Origin of the sequence: Brevibacillus sp. TJ4, from assembly GCF_044627595.2 — a bacterium.
Taxonomy (GTDB): domain Bacteria; phylum Bacillota; class Bacilli; order Brevibacillales; family Brevibacillaceae; genus Brevibacillus.
The window spans coordinates 1,297,160-1,315,245 of the sequence record NZ_CP185865.1 but is presented as its reverse complement, the minus strand read 5'-3'; the positions used below and the strand labels follow the sequence as shown (position 1 = coordinate 1,315,245).

Here is an 18,086-nt window from a genome sequence, read left to right as displayed (position 1 = left end):
AAGGACAAAAGCAACAACCCGCCTTCTGTGCATAAAGAGACGGGTTGCGTCAATTAGGGTCTATTTCGAATCGCGGCTCATCACAATATCGGACGGCTGTGCAATAAGCTGCTTTTCCACCGCCAGCTCATGGTGAACAAAGCGCGGATCACCTGGTTGAAACGACAGCGGATTGGCAGCGTGCAACTGCTCGACAAACGCAAGACCCGCCTCTTCGGCAATCGTCGCAAGCGGCACCTGATACGTCTCCCATCGCTGGTACGCACACGTTTCTGCTGGATGATCCGGGCCCTGGCGGATGAGGAAAGACAGGCAGGTGAGCGCCTGCTGCCGATCGGCGTAACAGACCATTTTCCAAAACCCAAACGGAATCGTAATGCCGCAGCCTGGCTTGCCGTTTGCGCCGCAATACTCTTCGTCGCTCTCTTTATGAATCGGACCGGTGATGACGATCATTTTTTTGTCGTTGTCCAGACTGTCGAGAATCCAGTCTTCCAGGCAGTTCCAGATCCCTGTATTAAAACGATGATGCTGCAAGGCGATGTTGGCGTAGCAGAAGGAGTCGTAATTGGCTTTTTCCGCTTCCTGCCGCTCGCCCCAGCAGACGTCCTTCCTGCGGGTCAAATGCCCGCGATCATACTCATTGTTCGCATAAAACTCCGCTCCTACCTGGTTTTCCTTGCCGATACGGTCATCGAAATGCCACGATTTGTTGTCCCGCGGGACCTGGAGAAAACGGCTTTCGTCCACACAGGCAGCAGAAAAGATGGCGAATCGCCGCCGTTTGTTCATCGCGATGGAAAAATGCGTGAAATCGTATACCCGTCCACTTTCCAGCGCTTCTTCCGCCGTTTTGCCGACTAGCCCCGGCAAAGGTACCTCGTGCGTGTCGCCCAGGAAAAAAGGATCGTACGCCATAGCCAGATCATCCCCCTGTCAGATGGAATGTGAAGCGGTTGTGGCACGTATTGCCTTTCCTTTTCTGCATGCCCTTCTGCGAATCCTGTGGGTCGTTGGTCATAAACCGCTGGCTGAAACGTACCACTGTAACGATTTGCCAAATTCGAACAAATGTTCTATTATTGACATGTAGCTGTTTTTATCGATATACAGCAAAGGAATGATGGACAATGAAACTGTATGTACTCAACGACATTCGCACGAACAATTTTCAAGACGAGAACATGGTGCAAAAGATTCAGACGCTGTGGACAGAGGCATCACGCAAGCTGGAAAACTGGCAAGGCATCGTGTATGGCGTCTATTCCGACTATGAAAGCGACTATACCGGGGACTATTCCTTGCGTGTCGCCGTCGAAGAGCCGATCGCAGAAGACTCTCTCGTCATCCCGGCAGAATCCTATACGGTATTTCAGGTAGACACCTCTGACGAGCAGGGAATGATCAAGGCGTGGAGCAAAGTCTGGGAGTTGGAAAGGAACGGCTCCTTGCAGCGGGCGTACTCCTATGACTTCGAAAAATACTACCCGAACGGAGACGTCGAGATCCACATTGCCATCAAGTGATGCTCCTTTCCGCCGGCCAAAAACAAATGAATGGTATTCCCTCCCTGTTCACAAACTAGCTCTAACGATTTGGTTTGATGATACAGGAGGCCAGCATGATTACTTTTTATGTGTCCATCATCATTGTGATTTTGTTCGTACTGTGGGGAATTGTTGCTCCTGCCCATTTGTCGGACACCGCGACAGCAGCACTTGGTTTCACCACAAGCACTTTTGGCTGGTTTTATTTACTCGTTACTTTCGGTTTTTTGATCTTTTGTATTTATCTCGCTTTTAGCAAGTACGGACATATCCGTCTCGGCTCCGATGATGATGAGCCGGAATACTCCAGCTTTACGTGGTTTGCCATGCTGTTTAGCGCCGGGATGGGAATCGGTCTGGTGTTTTGGGGCGTCGCCGAACCGTTGTCCCATTACTACAGCCCGCCACTGGGTATTCCAGCCGGAACAGCAGATGCAGCTCGTGCTGCCCTGCGGTACTCGTTTTTTCACTGGGGCTTGCATCCGTGGGCGATCTACTCCGTCATCGCTTTGGTCCTGGCCTATTTTCAATACCGCAAAGGAGCTCCCGGACTCGTTTCGGCTACGTTCAGCCCGCTCATCGGGGAAAAAGTCAACGGACCGATTGGAAATCTGATCGATATTTTGGCGATTATCGCTACAGCGTTCGGCGTTGCGACTTCCCTCGGCTTGGGAACCTTGCAGATCAATGGTGGCTTGACGCACCTTTTTAACATCCCCCACAATACCACTGTGCAAATCATTATTATCGCCGTGACGACCGTTTTGTACCTGGTCTCTGCCACGACAGGACTGGATCGGGGAATCAAAGTGCTTAGCAACTCCAACCTGCTCGTAGCCTCAGGATTGCTGGTGCTTACGCTATTGTTTGGTCCTACTGCTTTTCTCTTTGAAAACTTCACGACCACCTTGGGAAGCTATCTGCAAAATCTGATTCAGATGAGCCTGCAGCTGACTCCCTTTTCGCAAAATCCGTGGGTGACCAACTGGACGCTGTTTTACTGGGCATGGTGGATTGCCTGGGCGCCGTTCGTCGGCACCTTTATCGCCCGGGTCTCCCGTGGCAGAACGATCAAGGAGTTCGTCATCGGTGTGTTGCTTGTTCCCAGTTTGCTAAGCTGTGTATGGTTTACGGTATTTGGAGGGACGGGACTGTACTTTGAAATTTTCGACAAGATCCCGATCGGCACAGCGGTACAGGAAGATATCACTTCGGCGCTGTTTATCACGCTTGAGCATTTGCCGCTGGGGACGATCATCTCCGCTCTGGCGACACTGCTGATCATTACGTTCTTTATCACCTCTGCGGACTCCGCCACGTTCGTGCTGGGGATGTTCTCGACGAAAGGCAATCTCGATCCATCCACAAAAGTGAAGCTGACATGGGGGATTTTGCAGGCGCTCATTGCCGTCGTTTTGTTGTTAAGCGGTGGTTTGCAAGGGCTCCAGACCGCCTCGATTGTTGCGGCACTGCCATTTACCGTTATTATGATTTTGATGTGCGTCTCGCTGCGGAAGGCTTTGGCCGCAGAAGAACGGGTGTTTCGCAAAGCCGCCAAAGAGCGTCAGAAGAAACTGGACAAGCTGCTGGAGCAGGAAAAGTAGTTGCAGAGCACAGATGGCCCACAAGAAAGACATGCTCCCGTGTCGTTCCTGTGGGCCTCGACATGTTTATGTGATGAGCCATTTCCCTATTCAGCGGACTCGGTTCACACTTTTTTCGTTCCTTCGCGGACGATGTATTCAGATATTTCCAAAAACAATCCGTATAAAAAAAGGATAACGGAAACATCGAATCGAAAGGGATACTACTCTATTCTGGGAAGGAAGATTGTATGAAACGGACCATCAGCAATCAGATCGGGGCTGTCTTCGTTCCGGTACGCGACATTGAACGAGCACGGGATTGGTATAGCGCCATCCTTGACCTGCCAATCGAAGGGGACATCCAGTTCGGTCACCTGTATTGCATACCGATGGAAAGCGGTACCCAATTGGTGCTGGACAGTAAAATATACCGGGAAGAGTCCCGCCGCGAGACACCGCTGTTTCACTTCAATACCGATGATATAGACGCCGCGTATGCGGATTTGAAGGAAAAAGATGTGACCATCCTCACAGACATCGAGCATGGTCACTGGTTTACTTTTCAAGATCCGGACGGAAATGTATTGATGGTATGCAAGTGCTAGATGATCCACAAGCCTCGATAACCTTCTGTTTAGCTCCACGGGAACGCGACAACGTGAACCTCTTGTCCACTTCATCCTGGGCCCCTATGAGCGTTCAGGCTGCGTGTTTACGCCCCCTTTCGTCCAGTTCCAGCCCCTCTGTGCAACGCTGTACACAAAGCCCCGAGATCAGCACAGGCAAACCGGACTGGACGCTCCAACCCTTTCCTGAACAACGTCTCTGCAAAAAGGGGGTCTCGCCTGCTCCTCCTTCTTACACGTATAACAATCCCCTCCCCGGCAAACCATATCAGTGGGTTACATCAAACCAATAGGAGAACCCGCATGGATATAAAAACTTTTATGAGTACTGGGAGGATATTAATGGGAATTTTAAGCGGCAATCCCCAAAATGAACCGATGCACTATGGTGAAGTGTTTGGCGCATGGAGCTATCTCGCAACCGCAAAAGGCCAACTGGTGGGGTATCAAACATTTATCAACCATACCGGCGACCAGGACCTGAAGAATTTTCTCGAAGACCTTACGCAAGGAATGAAGCAAGAAATTCAGCAAGTCGAAAACGTATTGAAGGCAAATGGAATCGCTCCTCCGCCTACCGCACCAGAACGTCCGGTAGCGCCTTTGGAGAGCATTCCGGTCGGGGCACGTTTTAACGACCCTGAGATCGCTGCCGGTGTGTCAAAAGACCTCGCTGCCGGATTGGTGGCATGTAGTCAGATCATGGGGCAATCCATTCGCGAAGACATCGCCATGATGTTTGGTCAGTTCCACACGTCCAAAGCCCAGGCTGCCGGACGCCTTCTCCGTATCAACAAAGAAAAAGGATGGCTCGTCCCTCCACCGCTTCACCTGGAAGTTCGCGAACCCGTGCATGCCTGACAACATCCGCAAGCACTGCTCATTTGGGCGGTGCTTGCTTTTTTTCTGCCGAAAGTGGAAACTTCCCTCCGATTTGTCTAGAGCGTAGCACGTTCCCATGGTGACTCATGTATCTCACATCACATGGGGTTTATGGTAAGATGTGCGCGCGAAACTATATAGCAATACTATTTGCAAAAACCAATGCGGCGATGCAAACCCCGTATAAAGACCAAGCAACTATTTTATTGCTTTTGGGCACTCCCGGGGTTTTACATACCTTGATGAGTTTGTAGGTCACAAACAGGAACGCCAATATGGATACAAGTATCATCTCGTTCACCCCAACAACACCTTTCCATGAAAACTGTTTTCCTTTTATACTAACAAAAGGTTCACTGTTCCTCTACTCAGTCTGATCGATGCAACACGAACCTGGCTGACGGGGCTGAAACCTTTTATCAGTGCAAGAAAGGTTGATTGATGCTTCCAAGCGGGTATGGGAAATGATGACGGCAGATCCGCGAATTGCCCAGGAAGGGCAGCCGCTTTCTGCGAAGGAGCGGAAATTGTATTTCGGTTGATCAGACGATTCAGCCTACTATATAGAATTCTGGAGGTCATGCATGAAAAAGGTTGTTATCTCCATAATGTAGCTCGCAATACTCCTCTTTGCTGTTCCGGCCGAGGCCGCACCATTCCGCGATGTCCGGCCGACGCACGGGCCTACACACCCATGATGGCGATGTACACGGAAAACTCGTATGCCATCAAAGTACAGTTAGCCCACTTTCAAATATGACTTTCATGTATTCTCCTTCATAACGAAACTCGATACTGAGGGTTAGGTCATTGGGTTCGCCATCTGTCGTCAAGGCATATTCGTAGCAAATTCCGCTTCCATCTGTAAAGTGGTAAAAAGATTCTTGGCTATACACACTTGTGAATGCTAATCTAATAATTGACCACCTAGTGGTACATTGCTCATAAAAAAGTTGACCACCTGAGCACCTCTTTCCTGTATCTTGAAGTTGTCGGACCACAAGATATAGGAGGAAAGGAAATGCTTCAGATGGCTAATTACGAGTTTATCAGGAAACAACACATTCTGCTAGGAAAGTCGATTCGCCAAATTTCTCGAGAGACCGGCTATTCCCGTCAAGTGATACGAAAGGCTTTGAAATCCTCTGAGATTCCTGTGTATCAGCTTTCAAAACCGAAGCCAAAGCCAGTCATTGATTCTGTCAAGCCCATCATCTTGGAGTGGCTGCATCAAGATGAACAAGCTCCCCCGAAGCAGCGTCATACTGCCAAACGCATTTACCAGAGACTCGTTGACGAACATGGATTCACCGGCGGTGAATCTACTGTACGACGCTACGTCAGAGAGTTGCGGGTTTCTCCCCCTAAAGCATTTGTCCCTCTCGATTTCCCGCCAGGGCGCTTTGCTCAATTTGACTGGGGTGAGGTTACGGTTCATTTACAAGGGAAACAAGTAAAGGTTCAAGTCTTTTGTATGCGTTGCACATACAGCAGAAAGATTTTTATCAAAACATTTGCTCATCAGAAGCAAGAGGCTCTTCTCCAAGGTCATGTAGATGCTTTTGAATTTTTCGGTGCTGTTCCCCAAGTCATCACATACGACAACCTGACAACAGCCGTTAAGAAGGTATTGGAGGGTAAAAATCGCGAGGAACAAGAGCGATTTACTCAGCTACGTGCCCACTACCTGTTTGAAAGCTATTTCTGTGATCCCGGAAAAGGGCATCAAAAAGGCCAGGTGGAAAACCTCGTACAGTTTGCTCAGAGGCAATTTTTTACCCCTGTACCCAGTGTTTCTTCTCTGGAGGAGCTCAATCAAATCCTCCTCGAAAAATGTATCTCTTACGAGAATACAACCGTTCCAAGGTCTTCACTAACGGTTGGAGAAGCATTTGCTCAAGAGTTGCCTATCATGCTTCCATTGCCTCCACGGCCATTGGATTGTTTCCGTGTTGTACCCGTGAAAAGCAATACGCTATCCATGATCCACATTGAGAAAAATGCCTATTCCGTCCCCGTTTCCTATGCATCGACCCAGCTTACTTGCCGAGTGTTTGCTGAAAAAGTTGAGGTGTATCACGGAAAAAGCCTGATTGCGACGCATGAGCGGTGTTTGGAAAAGGGAAAGGAGATTTTGCAATACGATCATTATCTGGATTTACTTCTTATTCGTCCAGGAGCAGTTCTTTATGCTAGACCATTGCATCAGGCAGGATTACCCGCCATTTACCAAAAGTTCTTGGACAAGTGCCGCAACCGACCAGGAGGGATGAAGGAGTTCGTTCGACTCTTGCTTTTGCACCGTGAATTCGATACTTCTCTTGTCGAAGAAGCACTGGAGGAGGCCTGCCAAAAAGGGATGTTCCAATATGATGCCGTAAGGCAATTATTGTTTCAGCGAACATTGCCGGAACACCGTCTACCCCAACTCTCGTTGGTGGAGGATAGCTCTGTTCCACGTATTCAGGTAAAGGCCCCAGATCTTAGCCAGTACAATCGTTTGTTACAGAAAAGGAGTGTGGTTCATTGAGTACGAGTTTCTTGCTTGAAACCTATGCGAAACGCCTTCGCTTACCTGCGATTAAACGTGTCTATAAGGAAATTGCCCATGATGCTGCTGAACGGCAAATTCCCTACGAGGAGTTCCTCTTAGCCCTACTAGAGCAAGAAGTTCAGCAAAGGGATGCTAACCAAATCGCCAGTCGCATCAAGCATGCCAAATTCCCTTCTATGAAAACGATCGATCAATTTGAATTCTCAGCCATTCCGTCTCTCAACAAGCCCAAATTGCTTCAACTGGCTCGCTGTGAGTACATCGAAAAGACAGAGAACATCATGTTTATCGGAAACTCTGGCACTGGCAAAACTCATCTCTCCATTGCACTCGGGAAGGAAGCTTGCCATCATGGCTATTCCGTCCAGTTTTGGACTGCCGCTAAAATATGCAATGAGCTTATGGAAGCTCAGTCCCAAAAGCGAATTCTCCAGCTAGAGAGGCAATGGTTGAAAACAGATTTGATTATTTTGGATGAAGTCGGGTTTGTCCCTCTCAGTCGGACCGGGGCGGAGTTATTATTCCAATTTTGTGCGGCCCGCTATGAGAAAGGAAGCATGATCATTACCAGTAATCTGGAATTTACGGAATGGACACAGATTTTCAAAGATGAGCAAATGACGTCAGCCCTGGTTGATCGGCTTACCCATCGTGCCCACATCTTTGCAATGAATGGGGACAGTTATCGCTTTAAACAGAGCATTCAAAGATCGTGATCATGAAAAAGTTACCCACCCGACGGGTGGATTGATTTTTGCCATGGTGGTCAATTTTTTGATGAGCACTGTGGTCAACATTTTGGTTGACATTCACATCATTTGACATTTTGCTGAGTGCTAGCAATGATCTGTTGTACCGTATAGATGATTGCTTCTCTAAAAGATAAGGGGGACTATTAAATGGCAGGCGATAATGATATAGTAACATGCGATCATTGTGGAAATTTTTTTTATTTATGGGAATTGGTTAAATTAACCAAGAAAGAATGCTCTATTATTAGTCAAGAAGATCATTATTTAGTATGCGAATATTGTACTGGCAAAATTCAGTCAATTGGAGAAGGTGTAGAGGAAGTACAATATTGGAATAGCTGGGTGAGACAGAAACGATTAGCCAGTAAGTAAAGATAATGTAGTAAGGTTGGGAGTTTATTATCATGTTCTACAGAGCAGAAACAAGCAATGAATCAAAGAGAAAAATATGATGTCTGTTCACGACGTACAGTCAACCCTGAAAGATTGTTTGCTGAAACGATCCAAGAAATGCTCGAAGCTGAGGTGGAGTCCTCTCTTGGATACGCAAAGCATGACATGAAAAACAAGCGGGTAACCAATGACCGTAACGGATAAAGTAGACTGTCCGTTCCTCCGAGTATGGCGAGGTGGACATTCAAGTCCCACGTGATCGTGAGGAAGAATTTGAGCCTGCTATCGTAAAGAAACACCCGTCCAATGTAGCAGGGGGCGAAAATCAAAGCCTGTCCCCAACACGAAAAAATGCACCGGTCGGGTCTGTCAATGATTTTGTGTAAACTCCAATAGCCGTTAGGCTCAGAGGAGATATGGTTGAACTCGCTCCGGAAACTGAACGGACAGTTGTAACAGAATTTGGCCCCAGTTCTGAACTCTCCCCGTCCACTTTCGTAACACATCCATGGTTGCCAGGTAGAGCATTTTGAGCAGGGCTTTGTCTGTAGGAAAAATGGCTTTTCCTTTGGTGACCTTTCTCAGTTGGCGATGGTAGCTCTCAATGACATTGGTTGTGTAGATCAGTTTGCGAATCTCGGGTGAGTACTTGAAAAAGGTGGAGATTTCCGCCCAGTTCGTACGCCAGGAACGGACAATAAGGGGGTACTTTTGTCCCCACGTTTGCTCGAATTGATTCAGTTCTTCCAAGGCGGCCTCTTCCGTGGCCGCTTTATAAATCGGCTGCAGGGCCGATGTGATTTTCTTGATGTCTTTATAGGAAACGTATTTGATCGAGTTGCGAATCTGGTGGATGATACACTTCTGGATTTCCGTGATGGGATAGCAAGCGGAAATGGCTTCGGAGAAGCCGCGAAGATTGTCCACGCAGGTGATGAGGATGTCTTGCACGCCCCGGTTTTTCAACTCGTTTAAGACATGAAGCCAGAACTTTGCCGATTCATTTTCCCCGATCCAGATGCCAAGTACATCTTTGTGGCCTTCCAAGTCAATGCCAATGGCCATGTAGGCGGCTTTGTTGACGATGGCACCGTCTTGTTTCACCTTGAAGTGAATGGCATCCAGGAACACGACTGCGTATACCGCCTGCAAGGGACGGTTTTGCCATTCTTTGATCAGCGGGACGATCTTGTTGGTCACGTTGGAGATGAGGGTAGGAGAAACCTCGATGCCGTAGAGCTGCTGCAGGTGATCCTGAATGTCGCGGGTAGAAACACCCTTGGCATACATGGCAATGATTTGGTCTTCGATACCCGTCACGTTCGTTTGGTTCTTTTTGACGATGGTCTGCTCAAACTCACTGGCCCGGTCACGCGGTACCTGAATGTCCACATCGCCGTACTCGGAACGCACCTTTTTCTTGCTGTAGCCGTTCCGGCTATTGGTGGTTTTCTTGTTTTTCGTGTCGTGCTTGGCGTAGCCAAGAGACGTCTCCAGTTCCGCTTTGTCAATATCGATTTAATTTTCCCCAAAACTATCGGTTGAAAATCCCCCATTTTTGTCGCTACTGGTTGTTTACTTCAGCAGGCTCTGGTCGGAAGAAACCTGCTTTTTTCTTTTCCTTAATGCGATAACTCTCCCCTTTGATATTGATCGTACTGGAATGGTGAAGAAGTCGGTCCAGAATCGCAGTGGCCAAAATGGTATCTCCGAAAATCTCTCCCCAGGCTCCGTACGATTTGTTTGAAGTCAAGATCAATGAACCTTTTTCATATCGTTCGGATACAATCTGAAAAAAGAAGTGAGCAGCGGTTTCATCCATTTTGCGGTAACCAATCTCATCGATAATCAACAAATCTGGTTTGGTGAACGCGCGGATTTTTTGGGCAATCGTGCGATTGCCATGGGCCGTCTGAAGCGACTGCACCAGATCGTGGGCGGTGATAAAATAAACCGTATAGCGTTGCTTGATTGCTTCCAATCCAAGCGCAACGGCCAAATGAGTTTTACCAACACCGGGTGGGCCCAAGAAGATGAGGTTTTCCTGATGCTCGATAAAACCCAGAGTCGCCAAGTCACGGATACGTCTTTCATCGATGGAGGGTTGGAAAGAGAAATCAAATTCATCTAGTGTTTTTTTGAACGGAAGCCGTGCTAATCGCGTTCTTGTATGCAAAAATCGTTCGTATTTAGCGGCTAATTCCTCCTGTAAAAGCTTGTCCAAAAACTCCAAATACGATATGTTGTGTTTGGATGCTTCTTCGGCGTGATCGTGGAGGATCTCGGGGATGCGTACCCATCCAAAATGTCGGGACGCTTCCAACAGGCGTTCTTGCAAGATCATTGCAGCGTCACCTCTTCTTCCGCCAGTTCTTCATACGCCGTGAGAGAGCGTTCCAACACTTCGGGTGTTGAATTCGCCATATAACGGGGTGTAGGTTGGGGAACCGGTTTGCTCGTAGATGTGCGAATTCCTTCGAAGTGTTTTTTTATGCTTACGGTCTGATGACGCCCCCACTGTTTGGGGTGTTCCGCGATAAGATGGCCATTGCAATAAAATCGCAAGACTCCATTTTTCTCATCTTGAATTTCTACTACTCGACCGATGTGCTCCCATGGAACAGAGTAACGATTGGCTTCAAAAGAAACATAAGCGTCACTCATCACCTTCCGGTAATGCCGGTCCACAACAGCAAAAGGCACGAGGTTCAAAGGTTGGAGGTCTTCCTCTTTCCATCGTTCATTCGGCATTTGATGGGTGGTTCCGTGAAGGCGACAATTTGCAACGGTGTCCAGCCAAAAGCGTACTTGTTGATTGAGATCTTGCAGCCCGGTAAAAGTGCCGATGCGAGGCCAAAAGTTCTTTCTGAGATAACCCACCCCACTCTCCACTTTTCCCTTCGTTCGAGCCCGATAGGGCTTGCAGCTCAGCAGTTTGCACCCATAGTGGCTGGCAAAGCGGGCGAAACGCTCGTTCCAGATCACCCTACCATTGTCATCTCGACCAAAAACAACTGTTTTCATGTTGTCGTACAAACAACTTTGAGGCACACCCCCAAAGTACTGCCAAGCCCGAAGATGACAACCGATGAGTGTTTCCAGTTTTTCGTCCTCGGTAAATTCTACATACATCATGCGTGAATAACCCAGCACCATGACGAAAGCGTAAAGACGCTTTTGTTTTCCGTTGACATTTGCTCGAAAATGTCCCCAATCTACTTGCGCTTGTTGTCCAGGCTTCGTTTCGTAACGCACAGTTGCTTTTGAACGAAAGTGGGGGCGCAGCGGCTTCATGAAGTCTCGTAAGATGGTGTCCTTTCCGGTATAGCCGCGGGCTTTTATTTCTTCGAAGATGATGCGGGCATTTTGACAGCCCTCAGACATTCGAGTACGGATGAAATCCTTGAAGGGATCCAACTTGCTGGGACGTGGTTTGCGAGAAGGATAGCTCTCTGGCGTTTCTTTCAGGAGCCATTTTCGAATCGTTTTTCGATCCCGTCCCATTTCTTCAGCAATTTGGGTAATACTCATACCTTTCAGACGCATTTCTTTGATCACAAAAAACTCCCCATTCTTCACCATATTTACTCTCCTCCCGGAGAGTATGTCGGCTTTTTCTGGGGAATTTTAAACCGCTGATATTGGGGATTTTACAACCGATTTTGACACCGCTTCCAGCATCTCCTGAAGAGTCTCGGCAAACAACTCCTTCAGGGCCAATTGCACGTCGTCCACCGATTGCATGTTCTTTTCCTTGATCCACTGCTTGAGTTGCTCTTTGGACATCAGGCTCATGGGCTCTCCCAACCTTTCTTTGAATTCATTGTACTCTATTTGAAGGTTAGGAGTTTACACAAAATAGTTTATAGAATTCCACCGGTCTCAACGGTGATATAAGGAAAATAAAAATCAAAAACCCCTTGTCTACCAAGGGGTTTCAGCTTCTTACGTATGGTGATCCGGACTGGGTTCGAACCAGCGACCCCCACCCTGTCAATTTGATCGATAAGATTTCTGCTGGTTCATCAGACTGCATAAACCGCATTATACTGCGGTTTTTCTTGATTTGAGATGAAATACATTTACATAATTTACTTTAGTGCGTTGTCAAATTGGTTGTCAAAGGCGTTGTCAGAGGTTCAATTACGAGATTGTTCCTTTATCCAATGTTCCAAAAATGCGCTAGTATCTTTCGCGGGAAAATACCATTTGCTCCCCACTTTGTACTTTGGAAAACGCGGGTCGTGAAAAAATTGAGTTTGAATCATGTTCCAGCACATTCTTCTCCTTCTTAACAATTCCTTTCTGTCCCAATATATCATCTCATTTTCTACTTGGCTAACTAACTCCCGAATCCTTACTCTGCAAGACTCCTTGATCTTTTCATCGTCTATCTCTATTTGGACTGTCAACACCAAACTAGACAGATTCCTTAAGTGCCTCCTGTTTGTAAACAAGTGGACTTAAATAGCCCAATGTTGAATGATTCCTTGTTTCGTTAAACCATTTTGCATATGCCCCTAATTCTTGCTTCAACTGGGTGAGTGATTCAAACTGTCGATTCTTAACAAACTCCGTTTTGATCAGTTTGAAAGTTGCCTCTGCTACAACATTATCATATGGGCAGCCTTTCATGCTCAAAGAGCGCTTGATGTTGAATGTACGAATGACATCACCAATCGTACGATTGGCGAACTCGCTACCACGATCCGTGTGAAAAAGCTGAATCTGACGCAAATCTCCTTTTCACTTGCAAAGCCCGGTAGACGAACGCGGCATCTTTATTGGTTCCACAGCTATACTCAATAATCTCTCGATTGAATAAGTCCACAAGCAGACAGATATAGTGCCATTTGTTTGCGACTCGAACATACGTCAAATCGCTCACAGCTGCTTCTAGTGGTTCATCTTTTGTAAACTCGCGATTTAGTTCATTCTGGATAGCCGATTCGTTGCAAGGCGACTTTTTCGGCTTATACTGTGCGAATGTATACGCCGATACAAGACCGTTCTTCCTCATTCAACGTCCAATGCGTCGTCTGGAAACAGTCTGTCCTTCTTTTTGCAAAACTGCCTTGATCTTTCTTGTTCCATAGACGCGCTGATTCTCTTCGAAAATACGGATGATCGCCAGTTCCACCTCATCATCGCTAGATGACTGCTGACTATTTTCATAATAGTAGGTACTCCGATTCACCTGGAGGATGGTACACATGGCAGACACAGAGTACTTATGTGCATTTTGCCGGATCACTGTTATTTTCGTCCGAAGATCAGCGCTGCTTGCTTTAAAATATCGTTCTCCATTTTTAATCGTTGAATTTCCTTGCGAAGCTCAAGGAGTTCATTCTGTTCCTCAGTTCGGTTATCTTTTTCTTTGAAAGAACCTGTAGTTCTACTCTGTTTGACTCAACGGTCAAACGCAGAAGCACTCAGATCGTATTCTCTCAAAATATCTGTGTGAGGTTTCCCATTCTCATAAAGTTGAGCCATCTGCTGTTTGAACTCGTCTGTAAATGACCGACGCTCACGTTTCGCCATGAAATATTCTCTCCGTTCCCTATCAATTTGGTTTCAATCTACTAGACCTTAAGAGAATTGTCCAATTCAGTGTAGCCGATCCAATTTTCATATATCCTAAGTTTCGAAAACTATCTAACTCTACATTCCCTCCTGCCTCAAAATGCTTCTCAGATCATTCTCTTTTCTCCACAAAACGAATTTTGTAATCAAAAAAGAAAAGGGCATTATCATGTGTATGTACCCTAAAGGTACACCTGCTGATAATCCCCTAATAGAATCTTTCCATTTTTATTCTAATGCCTGAAATATTTTATCTCGAACCCGTATTGTTCAAGACTTCAAAAAAATACTTGCGGACTTTGACAGAGAAAAGATTACCGATCATCTATTCTTTCATAGACATGCCCTGTGATTTTTTCTACTTTATCTTCATAATCAAAGGATATACCACCACCACCCTCGAATGAGATATCAAGCGATGATAATTTAATTTTTTTCGTTAAATGTAAATAGTGACTAAAAATATCGTATCTTTTGCCGTCCCAATATCTTCCCTCAGGTTCAACTTCTACTTTCATATACCCCCTAATATTTTTTATGTACTGTTTTCTGTTATCATCCAAACTAGGGAAGTTTACATTAAAACCGTAACCATTTGCATCTCTTACATCTGCAGAATCATCACGTTTTGTAACAGAATACCATTCATAAATGGGATTACCGTACTTATCATATTCGCCATCGAATCCATATAGTTTGTACTTCAGATAATATTCTTCCGTACCTCGGTTTAGTCGCGCATTGGAACTCACACCGATACCAAGAAAATCGTCATAAAGTTTTTTGGTAAAACCAAGTGAAGAACTATTATCCGCAAATTCAAAACGTGCAGATGCTTGTGCGTCCCAGTCCTCTTCATCATAAATAAACCAAGTTTCTAAGGTAATATAGTCATGATCATCGTTTATATCGTAATCCATTGTTGAAACCAAACCATCTGTTGATTTCGATTTTTTTTCCTTTTTTTTGTTTTTTTGCTGCATTTTTTCTACTTTCTCTTTAAATTCACTTTTAGTGAGCTTTTTAGCGCTTATTTTACCACTTTTATCCTCTGTCAATTCGAAGTAATCCGTATTTTTGCTCACTACTGGTTTCTCCATTGACAAATACTCGTCAATTTCACCATCTTCTATTAAATCTGCAATATGTTCGTCAGAGAATTTAAATACATTTTTTAATCTGTCCATCTCAGAAGCATTTAAACTATTTGTTGATTTTGCAAAAGCTGATCCGTTATCAATGAAAAGTAACGACGCAAATAAAGTTGGCAAAAGGAAAATTTTTGAAAACTTATTCATATTTACCTCCGATTTATTGTATAATCATAATAAAAAAAGTGAGGCTGAAAACTGTGAGCATTTTTAAAAGATCAAATCTTGTCTTTGCGTTTATAGTGGTGATTTTGATAGTTTGCAATATTGCAAGTCTGGTGGAAATGGAACATACAAAAAAACTTCATGAGCAACTTCAAAATCAAATCGATTTTGATTTTAAGGATAATTTAAAAGAAGTTGGTGACTCATTAAAGCGCAATATAGATTGGAATAGTAAATTTGAGTATGCATTGTCCCATGCTAGTAAAGTCCAAGCTTTAGTGGATAAAACATCATTTGCTTCAGGATCTACGAAAGAGGCCAGAACTGTACGTAGCTATGGGTACATGCTAGAAAGCTACTTTAATAACTCTAAATACGCCACAATTGATGAAAATCCACAGGAATTAGAAGAGTTTATTAAATGTTTAGAAATACTCTCTACTAATCCAACTGATCTTGAAGCTGCCAATAAATTGATTTCTCTTCTTAATTAGTTCATATGATCTCACCTCGCTAATTAACAAAAAATGGTATTACATTAATCTTTTACCATAAATTTGTAAAATGTGTAAATATATGATATGTTATGACATTTTTTGAAAATTAATGATGCTAACGGATTCTTGCTTTTGGTTAGAACAAGAAAAGGCCAACGAAGATTAAATTTTTTCTTGTCGGAACGCCACCTTTATCTGGTAGCGAAATCTCCTTTAACTCAAGATGTGTAACTATGAATGGGTCTTTGTGATAGAAGCAAAGGCCTCTTTTTTAGTTGAAGAAGATGCATTGCTTTTTTCATAAATTTAGATCGTCAGCACCATATGAAATACCAAATGACCCGATCAACGGGTCATTCAGTCAAAAAAGCACAGACAACATTGTCGTTTGTAGATTTCCCCAGATGTATTTAGCTTTGTAGGTAGTATATACCATGTAAAACTAACAAAATGAAATATAGATAATTTCTACAACACAAGAGCTATGTGCTGTAACCTTATTAGTTTGTGTGCAGTGTGCTGAATGTTGTTTTAATTAACATATATTTTTGAATTATAAACGAGAGGGAGAAGAGCAATGGATCATGGGGAGACTTTCGTGGAACTGCCGCGGGTGACATCGACGCACTCGCGAGTCACTTACGGGAACTTGATACAGTTGGCGGATAATCTCGACTTTCGCAATCCGATCTTTTACGGGAGGGCAAAGCGGAATCGATCACTTGGAAGTGCCCAGGCGTTTGTCGTGGAGTTGGCACTAGCGGACAGGGGGTTCAGGGAGCGGTTAAAGCGGTACATGATCGCGGGTGGGCGGCAGTTTATTTACACATCGGACTACTTAGATCGGTATTAAAGAAAATCCTGCCTCGCTACTTATTGCGGAGGCAAGTAATGTTCTTTTTCTTCTATTATTAGTGCCTGTAACTCACTATCCTCTTCTGCACCTGTTGACGCAGATCATACTCACGTATGCGGAAAATATCTGTGCTTCCACGATACGACCAAGCGACCAAAACATCGCCCTTGTCAGTTTTCACTTTCTTAATCCAGATACGATTGTCGCGTAGTTTCTTTACCGCATCTTGCTCTTTAGCGTATACCCTACTCCCAATCTTTCGAACGATAGCACCAGCGACAAATGGGAGTCTGAGTGTAGGCAATGATTCCACTCGAGCTAAGTCATCTTTGATATACTCAACCGTTTGATGCCACAGCAACCACTCACGCAATAAATCCTCTGGTTCCATAGTTACCACCCGATACAAGAACATTTGTTTGTATTTTACTTGTCGATTCCAATAAAAGCAAGCAAAAGGGGTTGTAATTAATTGGAAGCTTGTTTTACTTTAAGGAAAGTATTGGTACTAAGGGAGGATATTGAAATACCGTCAAGTATTTTAAATACCCTTTTTTAAAAATTTGGAGGGTTTAAATATGTCCCTTGGTAGTCGTATTAGAGAAATTCGTAAACTCCGCAATTTGACCCAAAAGGAAATAGCATCTGAACTAGAGATGGGTCGGTCTAATTTTGGACACATTGAAAACGATCGTGTTATTCCTTCGTCCGATGATTTACAGAAGATCGCAGATATTTTGCACACAACAACTGACTATCTACTTGGTCGTACAGATGATCCAACCATCCCAGGATCTTCTGAAACTCATGTCTCAGCCTTAACCTCCAAAGAAGAACGCGATATCGTAAAAGACCTGGAACGCATCATGGCTGATCTTGAAAGCAACCATGCGCTTGCCTTCCACGGTGATCCAATCGATGAAGAAGAAATCGAGCTTCTACGTTCTTCTCTGGAGAATTCCTTGAGGATTGCCAAAATGGTTGCAAAGAAGAAATTCACTCCAAAAAAATACAGAAAATAACTTGGTGGGGAGAAGCACACATGCAGCTTATTAAGCAAATCGTGCAACGACTCGTCAAGCAACATGGCACCAACGAACCCGCGTACATTGCGAGTCAGAAAGGCATTCTTATCCTATATGAAGATTTCAAAAACATTTGGGGCTACTTTAACATGAGTAAGCGCATCCCAATGATTCACGTTAATCGTAACCTAGACGAGCACCTGCAGAGATTTGTCATTGCCCACGAACTCGGGCATCGCATTCTGCACCCCAAGATTAATGTACCGTTCTTGCGAGCTAATACTTTCCAGTCAATCGATCGGATTGAAAGGGAAGCAAACGAATTTGCAGTTGAACTTTTAATGCCAGACAGCATTCTATACGAGTACCAGCACACTGACTTCACAATTCGCGAAGTGGCTGCCATTTATGGTGTACCGGAAGGCGTGGCACACTTGAAGAAGATCTGATAGGTTTTCCGTTTCGAGGT

Annotated in this window: 17 protein-coding genes and 4 pseudogenes; 12 read left to right on the top strand and 9 right to left on the bottom strand. The window is 45.0% G+C overall.

What is annotated here, in order from left to right; all coding sequences use genetic code 11:
• Positions 1-60: 60 nt before the first annotated feature.
• Positions 61-918 carry a DNA/RNA non-specific endonuclease gene (locus ACAF76_RS06260; protein WP_400163071.1) on the bottom strand — a complete coding sequence of 286 codons (858 nt, stop codon included), beginning with the start codon at positions 916-918 and terminating at the stop codon, positions 61-63.
• Between the two features lie 212 nt (positions 919-1,130).
• On the opposite strand from ACAF76_RS06260, the gene ACAF76_RS06255 reads away from it, so the two are divergent.
• From ACAF76_RS06255 to ACAF76_RS06240, 4 genes are all read left to right on the top strand, one after another.
• On the top strand, positions 1,131-1,526 hold the full coding sequence (locus ACAF76_RS06255; RefSeq protein ID WP_400163070.1) for a GyrI-like domain-containing protein: 396 nt from the start codon (positions 1,131-1,133) through the stop codon (positions 1,524-1,526).
• 98 nt (positions 1,527-1,624) lie between these two features.
• The gene (locus ACAF76_RS06250) at positions 1,625-3,151 is read left to right on the top strand and encodes a glycine betaine uptake BCCT transporter (protein WP_400163426.1); all 1,527 of its coding nucleotides are present in this window, start codon (positions 1,625-1,627) and stop codon (positions 3,149-3,151) included.
• A 230-nt stretch (positions 3,152-3,381) separates the two neighbouring features.
• Positions 3,382-3,738, top strand: a complete 357-nt coding sequence (locus tag ACAF76_RS06245) for a VOC family protein (RefSeq protein ID WP_400163069.1) — start codon at positions 3,382-3,384, stop codon at positions 3,736-3,738.
• Between the two features lie 363 nt (positions 3,739-4,101).
• Positions 4,102-4,620, top strand: coding sequence for a DUF3231 family protein (locus ACAF76_RS06240; RefSeq protein ID WP_400163068.1), 519 nt, complete (start codon positions 4,102-4,104; stop codon positions 4,618-4,620).
• Positions 4,621-5,369: 749 nt separating this feature from the next.
• On the opposite strand, the gene ACAF76_RS06235 is transcribed toward ACAF76_RS06240, so the two are convergent.
• Entirely contained in the window at positions 5,370-5,537 is a 168-nt protein-coding gene (locus ACAF76_RS06235; RefSeq protein WP_421617669.1) for a DUF7668 domain-containing protein, read from the bottom strand.
• 125 nt (positions 5,538-5,662) lie between these two features.
• Between ACAF76_RS06235 and istA (ACAF76_RS06230) the strand changes: the two genes are divergently transcribed.
• The 4 genes and pseudogenes from istA (ACAF76_RS06230) to ACAF76_RS06215 all read left to right on the top strand — a co-directional run.
• Positions 5,663-7,171, top strand: coding sequence for an IS21 family transposase (gene istA / locus ACAF76_RS06230; protein ID WP_024985261.1), 1,509 nt, complete (start codon positions 5,663-5,665; stop codon positions 7,169-7,171).
• Positions 7,168-7,911 (top strand): IS21-like element helper ATPase IstB, encoded by a 744-nt coding sequence (gene istB / locus ACAF76_RS06225; protein ID WP_227278642.1) that lies wholly within the window; start codon positions 7,168-7,170, stop codon positions 7,909-7,911. The genes istA (ACAF76_RS06230) and istB (ACAF76_RS06225) overlap by 4 nt, the downstream gene beginning before the upstream one ends.
• A 183-nt stretch (positions 7,912-8,094) precedes the next feature.
• Positions 8,095-8,319, top strand: coding sequence for a hypothetical protein (locus ACAF76_RS06220; RefSeq protein ID WP_421617668.1), 225 nt, complete (start codon positions 8,095-8,097; stop codon positions 8,317-8,319).
• A gap of 76 nt (positions 8,320-8,395) precedes the next feature.
• A pseudogene (locus ACAF76_RS06215) lies at positions 8,396-8,717 on the top strand (transposase); the annotation flags it as partial.
• Positions 8,718-8,745: 28 nt separating this feature from the next.
• Here ACAF76_RS06215 and ACAF76_RS06210 read toward each other — a convergent pair.
• From ACAF76_RS06210 to ACAF76_RS06185, 6 genes and pseudogenes are all read right to left on the bottom strand, one after another.
• A pseudogene (locus ACAF76_RS06210) lies at positions 8,746-9,846 on the bottom strand (IS256 family transposase); the annotation flags it as partial.
• Positions 9,847-9,904: 58 nt separating this feature from the next.
• Positions 9,905-10,684, bottom strand: a complete 780-nt coding sequence (gene istB / locus ACAF76_RS06205) for an IS21-like element helper ATPase IstB (protein ID WP_421617667.1) — start codon at positions 10,682-10,684, stop codon at positions 9,905-9,907.
• On the bottom strand, positions 10,681-11,922 hold the full coding sequence (istA, locus tag ACAF76_RS06200; RefSeq protein WP_400162873.1) for an IS21 family transposase: 1,242 nt from the start codon (positions 11,920-11,922) through the stop codon (positions 10,681-10,683). Before istA (ACAF76_RS06200) ends, istB (ACAF76_RS06205) begins: the two co-directional genes overlap by 4 nt.
• 87 nt (positions 11,923-12,009) lie before the next feature.
• Positions 12,010-12,135: pseudogene (locus ACAF76_RS06195) on the bottom strand (IS256 family transposase); the annotation flags it as partial.
• A 624-nt stretch (positions 12,136-12,759) separates the two neighbouring features.
• Positions 12,760-13,881 (bottom strand): annotated as a pseudogene (locus tag ACAF76_RS06190) (IS3 family transposase).
• A 356-nt stretch (positions 13,882-14,237) separates the two neighbouring features.
• Positions 14,238-15,221 (bottom strand): hypothetical protein, encoded by a 984-nt coding sequence (locus ACAF76_RS06185; protein ID WP_400164844.1) that lies wholly within the window; start codon positions 15,219-15,221, stop codon positions 14,238-14,240.
• Between the two features lie 53 nt (positions 15,222-15,274).
• On the opposite strand from ACAF76_RS06185, the gene ACAF76_RS06180 reads away from it, so the two are divergent.
• Positions 15,275-15,733: a hypothetical protein gene (locus tag ACAF76_RS06180; RefSeq protein WP_400164843.1), complete on the top strand. Its 459-nt coding sequence runs from the start codon at positions 15,275-15,277 to the stop codon at positions 15,731-15,733.
• Positions 15,734-16,313: 580 nt separating this feature from the next.
• A complete protein-coding gene (locus tag ACAF76_RS06175; RefSeq protein WP_400164842.1) occupies positions 16,314-16,589 on the top strand; it encodes a hypothetical protein in 276 nt (91 codons plus the stop codon).
• A gap of 58 nt (positions 16,590-16,647) precedes the next feature.
• Here the strand turns inward: ACAF76_RS06175 and ACAF76_RS06170 are convergent, their stop codons facing one another.
• The gene (locus ACAF76_RS06170) at positions 16,648-16,983 is read right to left on the bottom strand and encodes a hypothetical protein (protein WP_400164841.1); all 336 of its coding nucleotides are present in this window, start codon (positions 16,981-16,983) and stop codon (positions 16,648-16,650) included.
• Positions 16,984-17,170: 187 nt separating this feature from the next.
• Here ACAF76_RS06170 and ACAF76_RS06165 point away from each other — a divergent pair, with 187 nt between their 5' ends.
• On the top strand, positions 17,171-17,614 hold the full coding sequence (locus tag ACAF76_RS06165; RefSeq protein WP_400164840.1) for a helix-turn-helix domain-containing protein: 444 nt from the start codon (positions 17,171-17,173) through the stop codon (positions 17,612-17,614).
• Between the two features lie 20 nt (positions 17,615-17,634).
• Positions 17,635-18,066 (top strand): ImmA/IrrE family metallo-endopeptidase, encoded by a 432-nt coding sequence (locus ACAF76_RS06160; protein ID WP_400164839.1) that lies wholly within the window; start codon positions 17,635-17,637, stop codon positions 18,064-18,066.
• Positions 18,067-18,086: the final 20 nt, after the last annotated feature.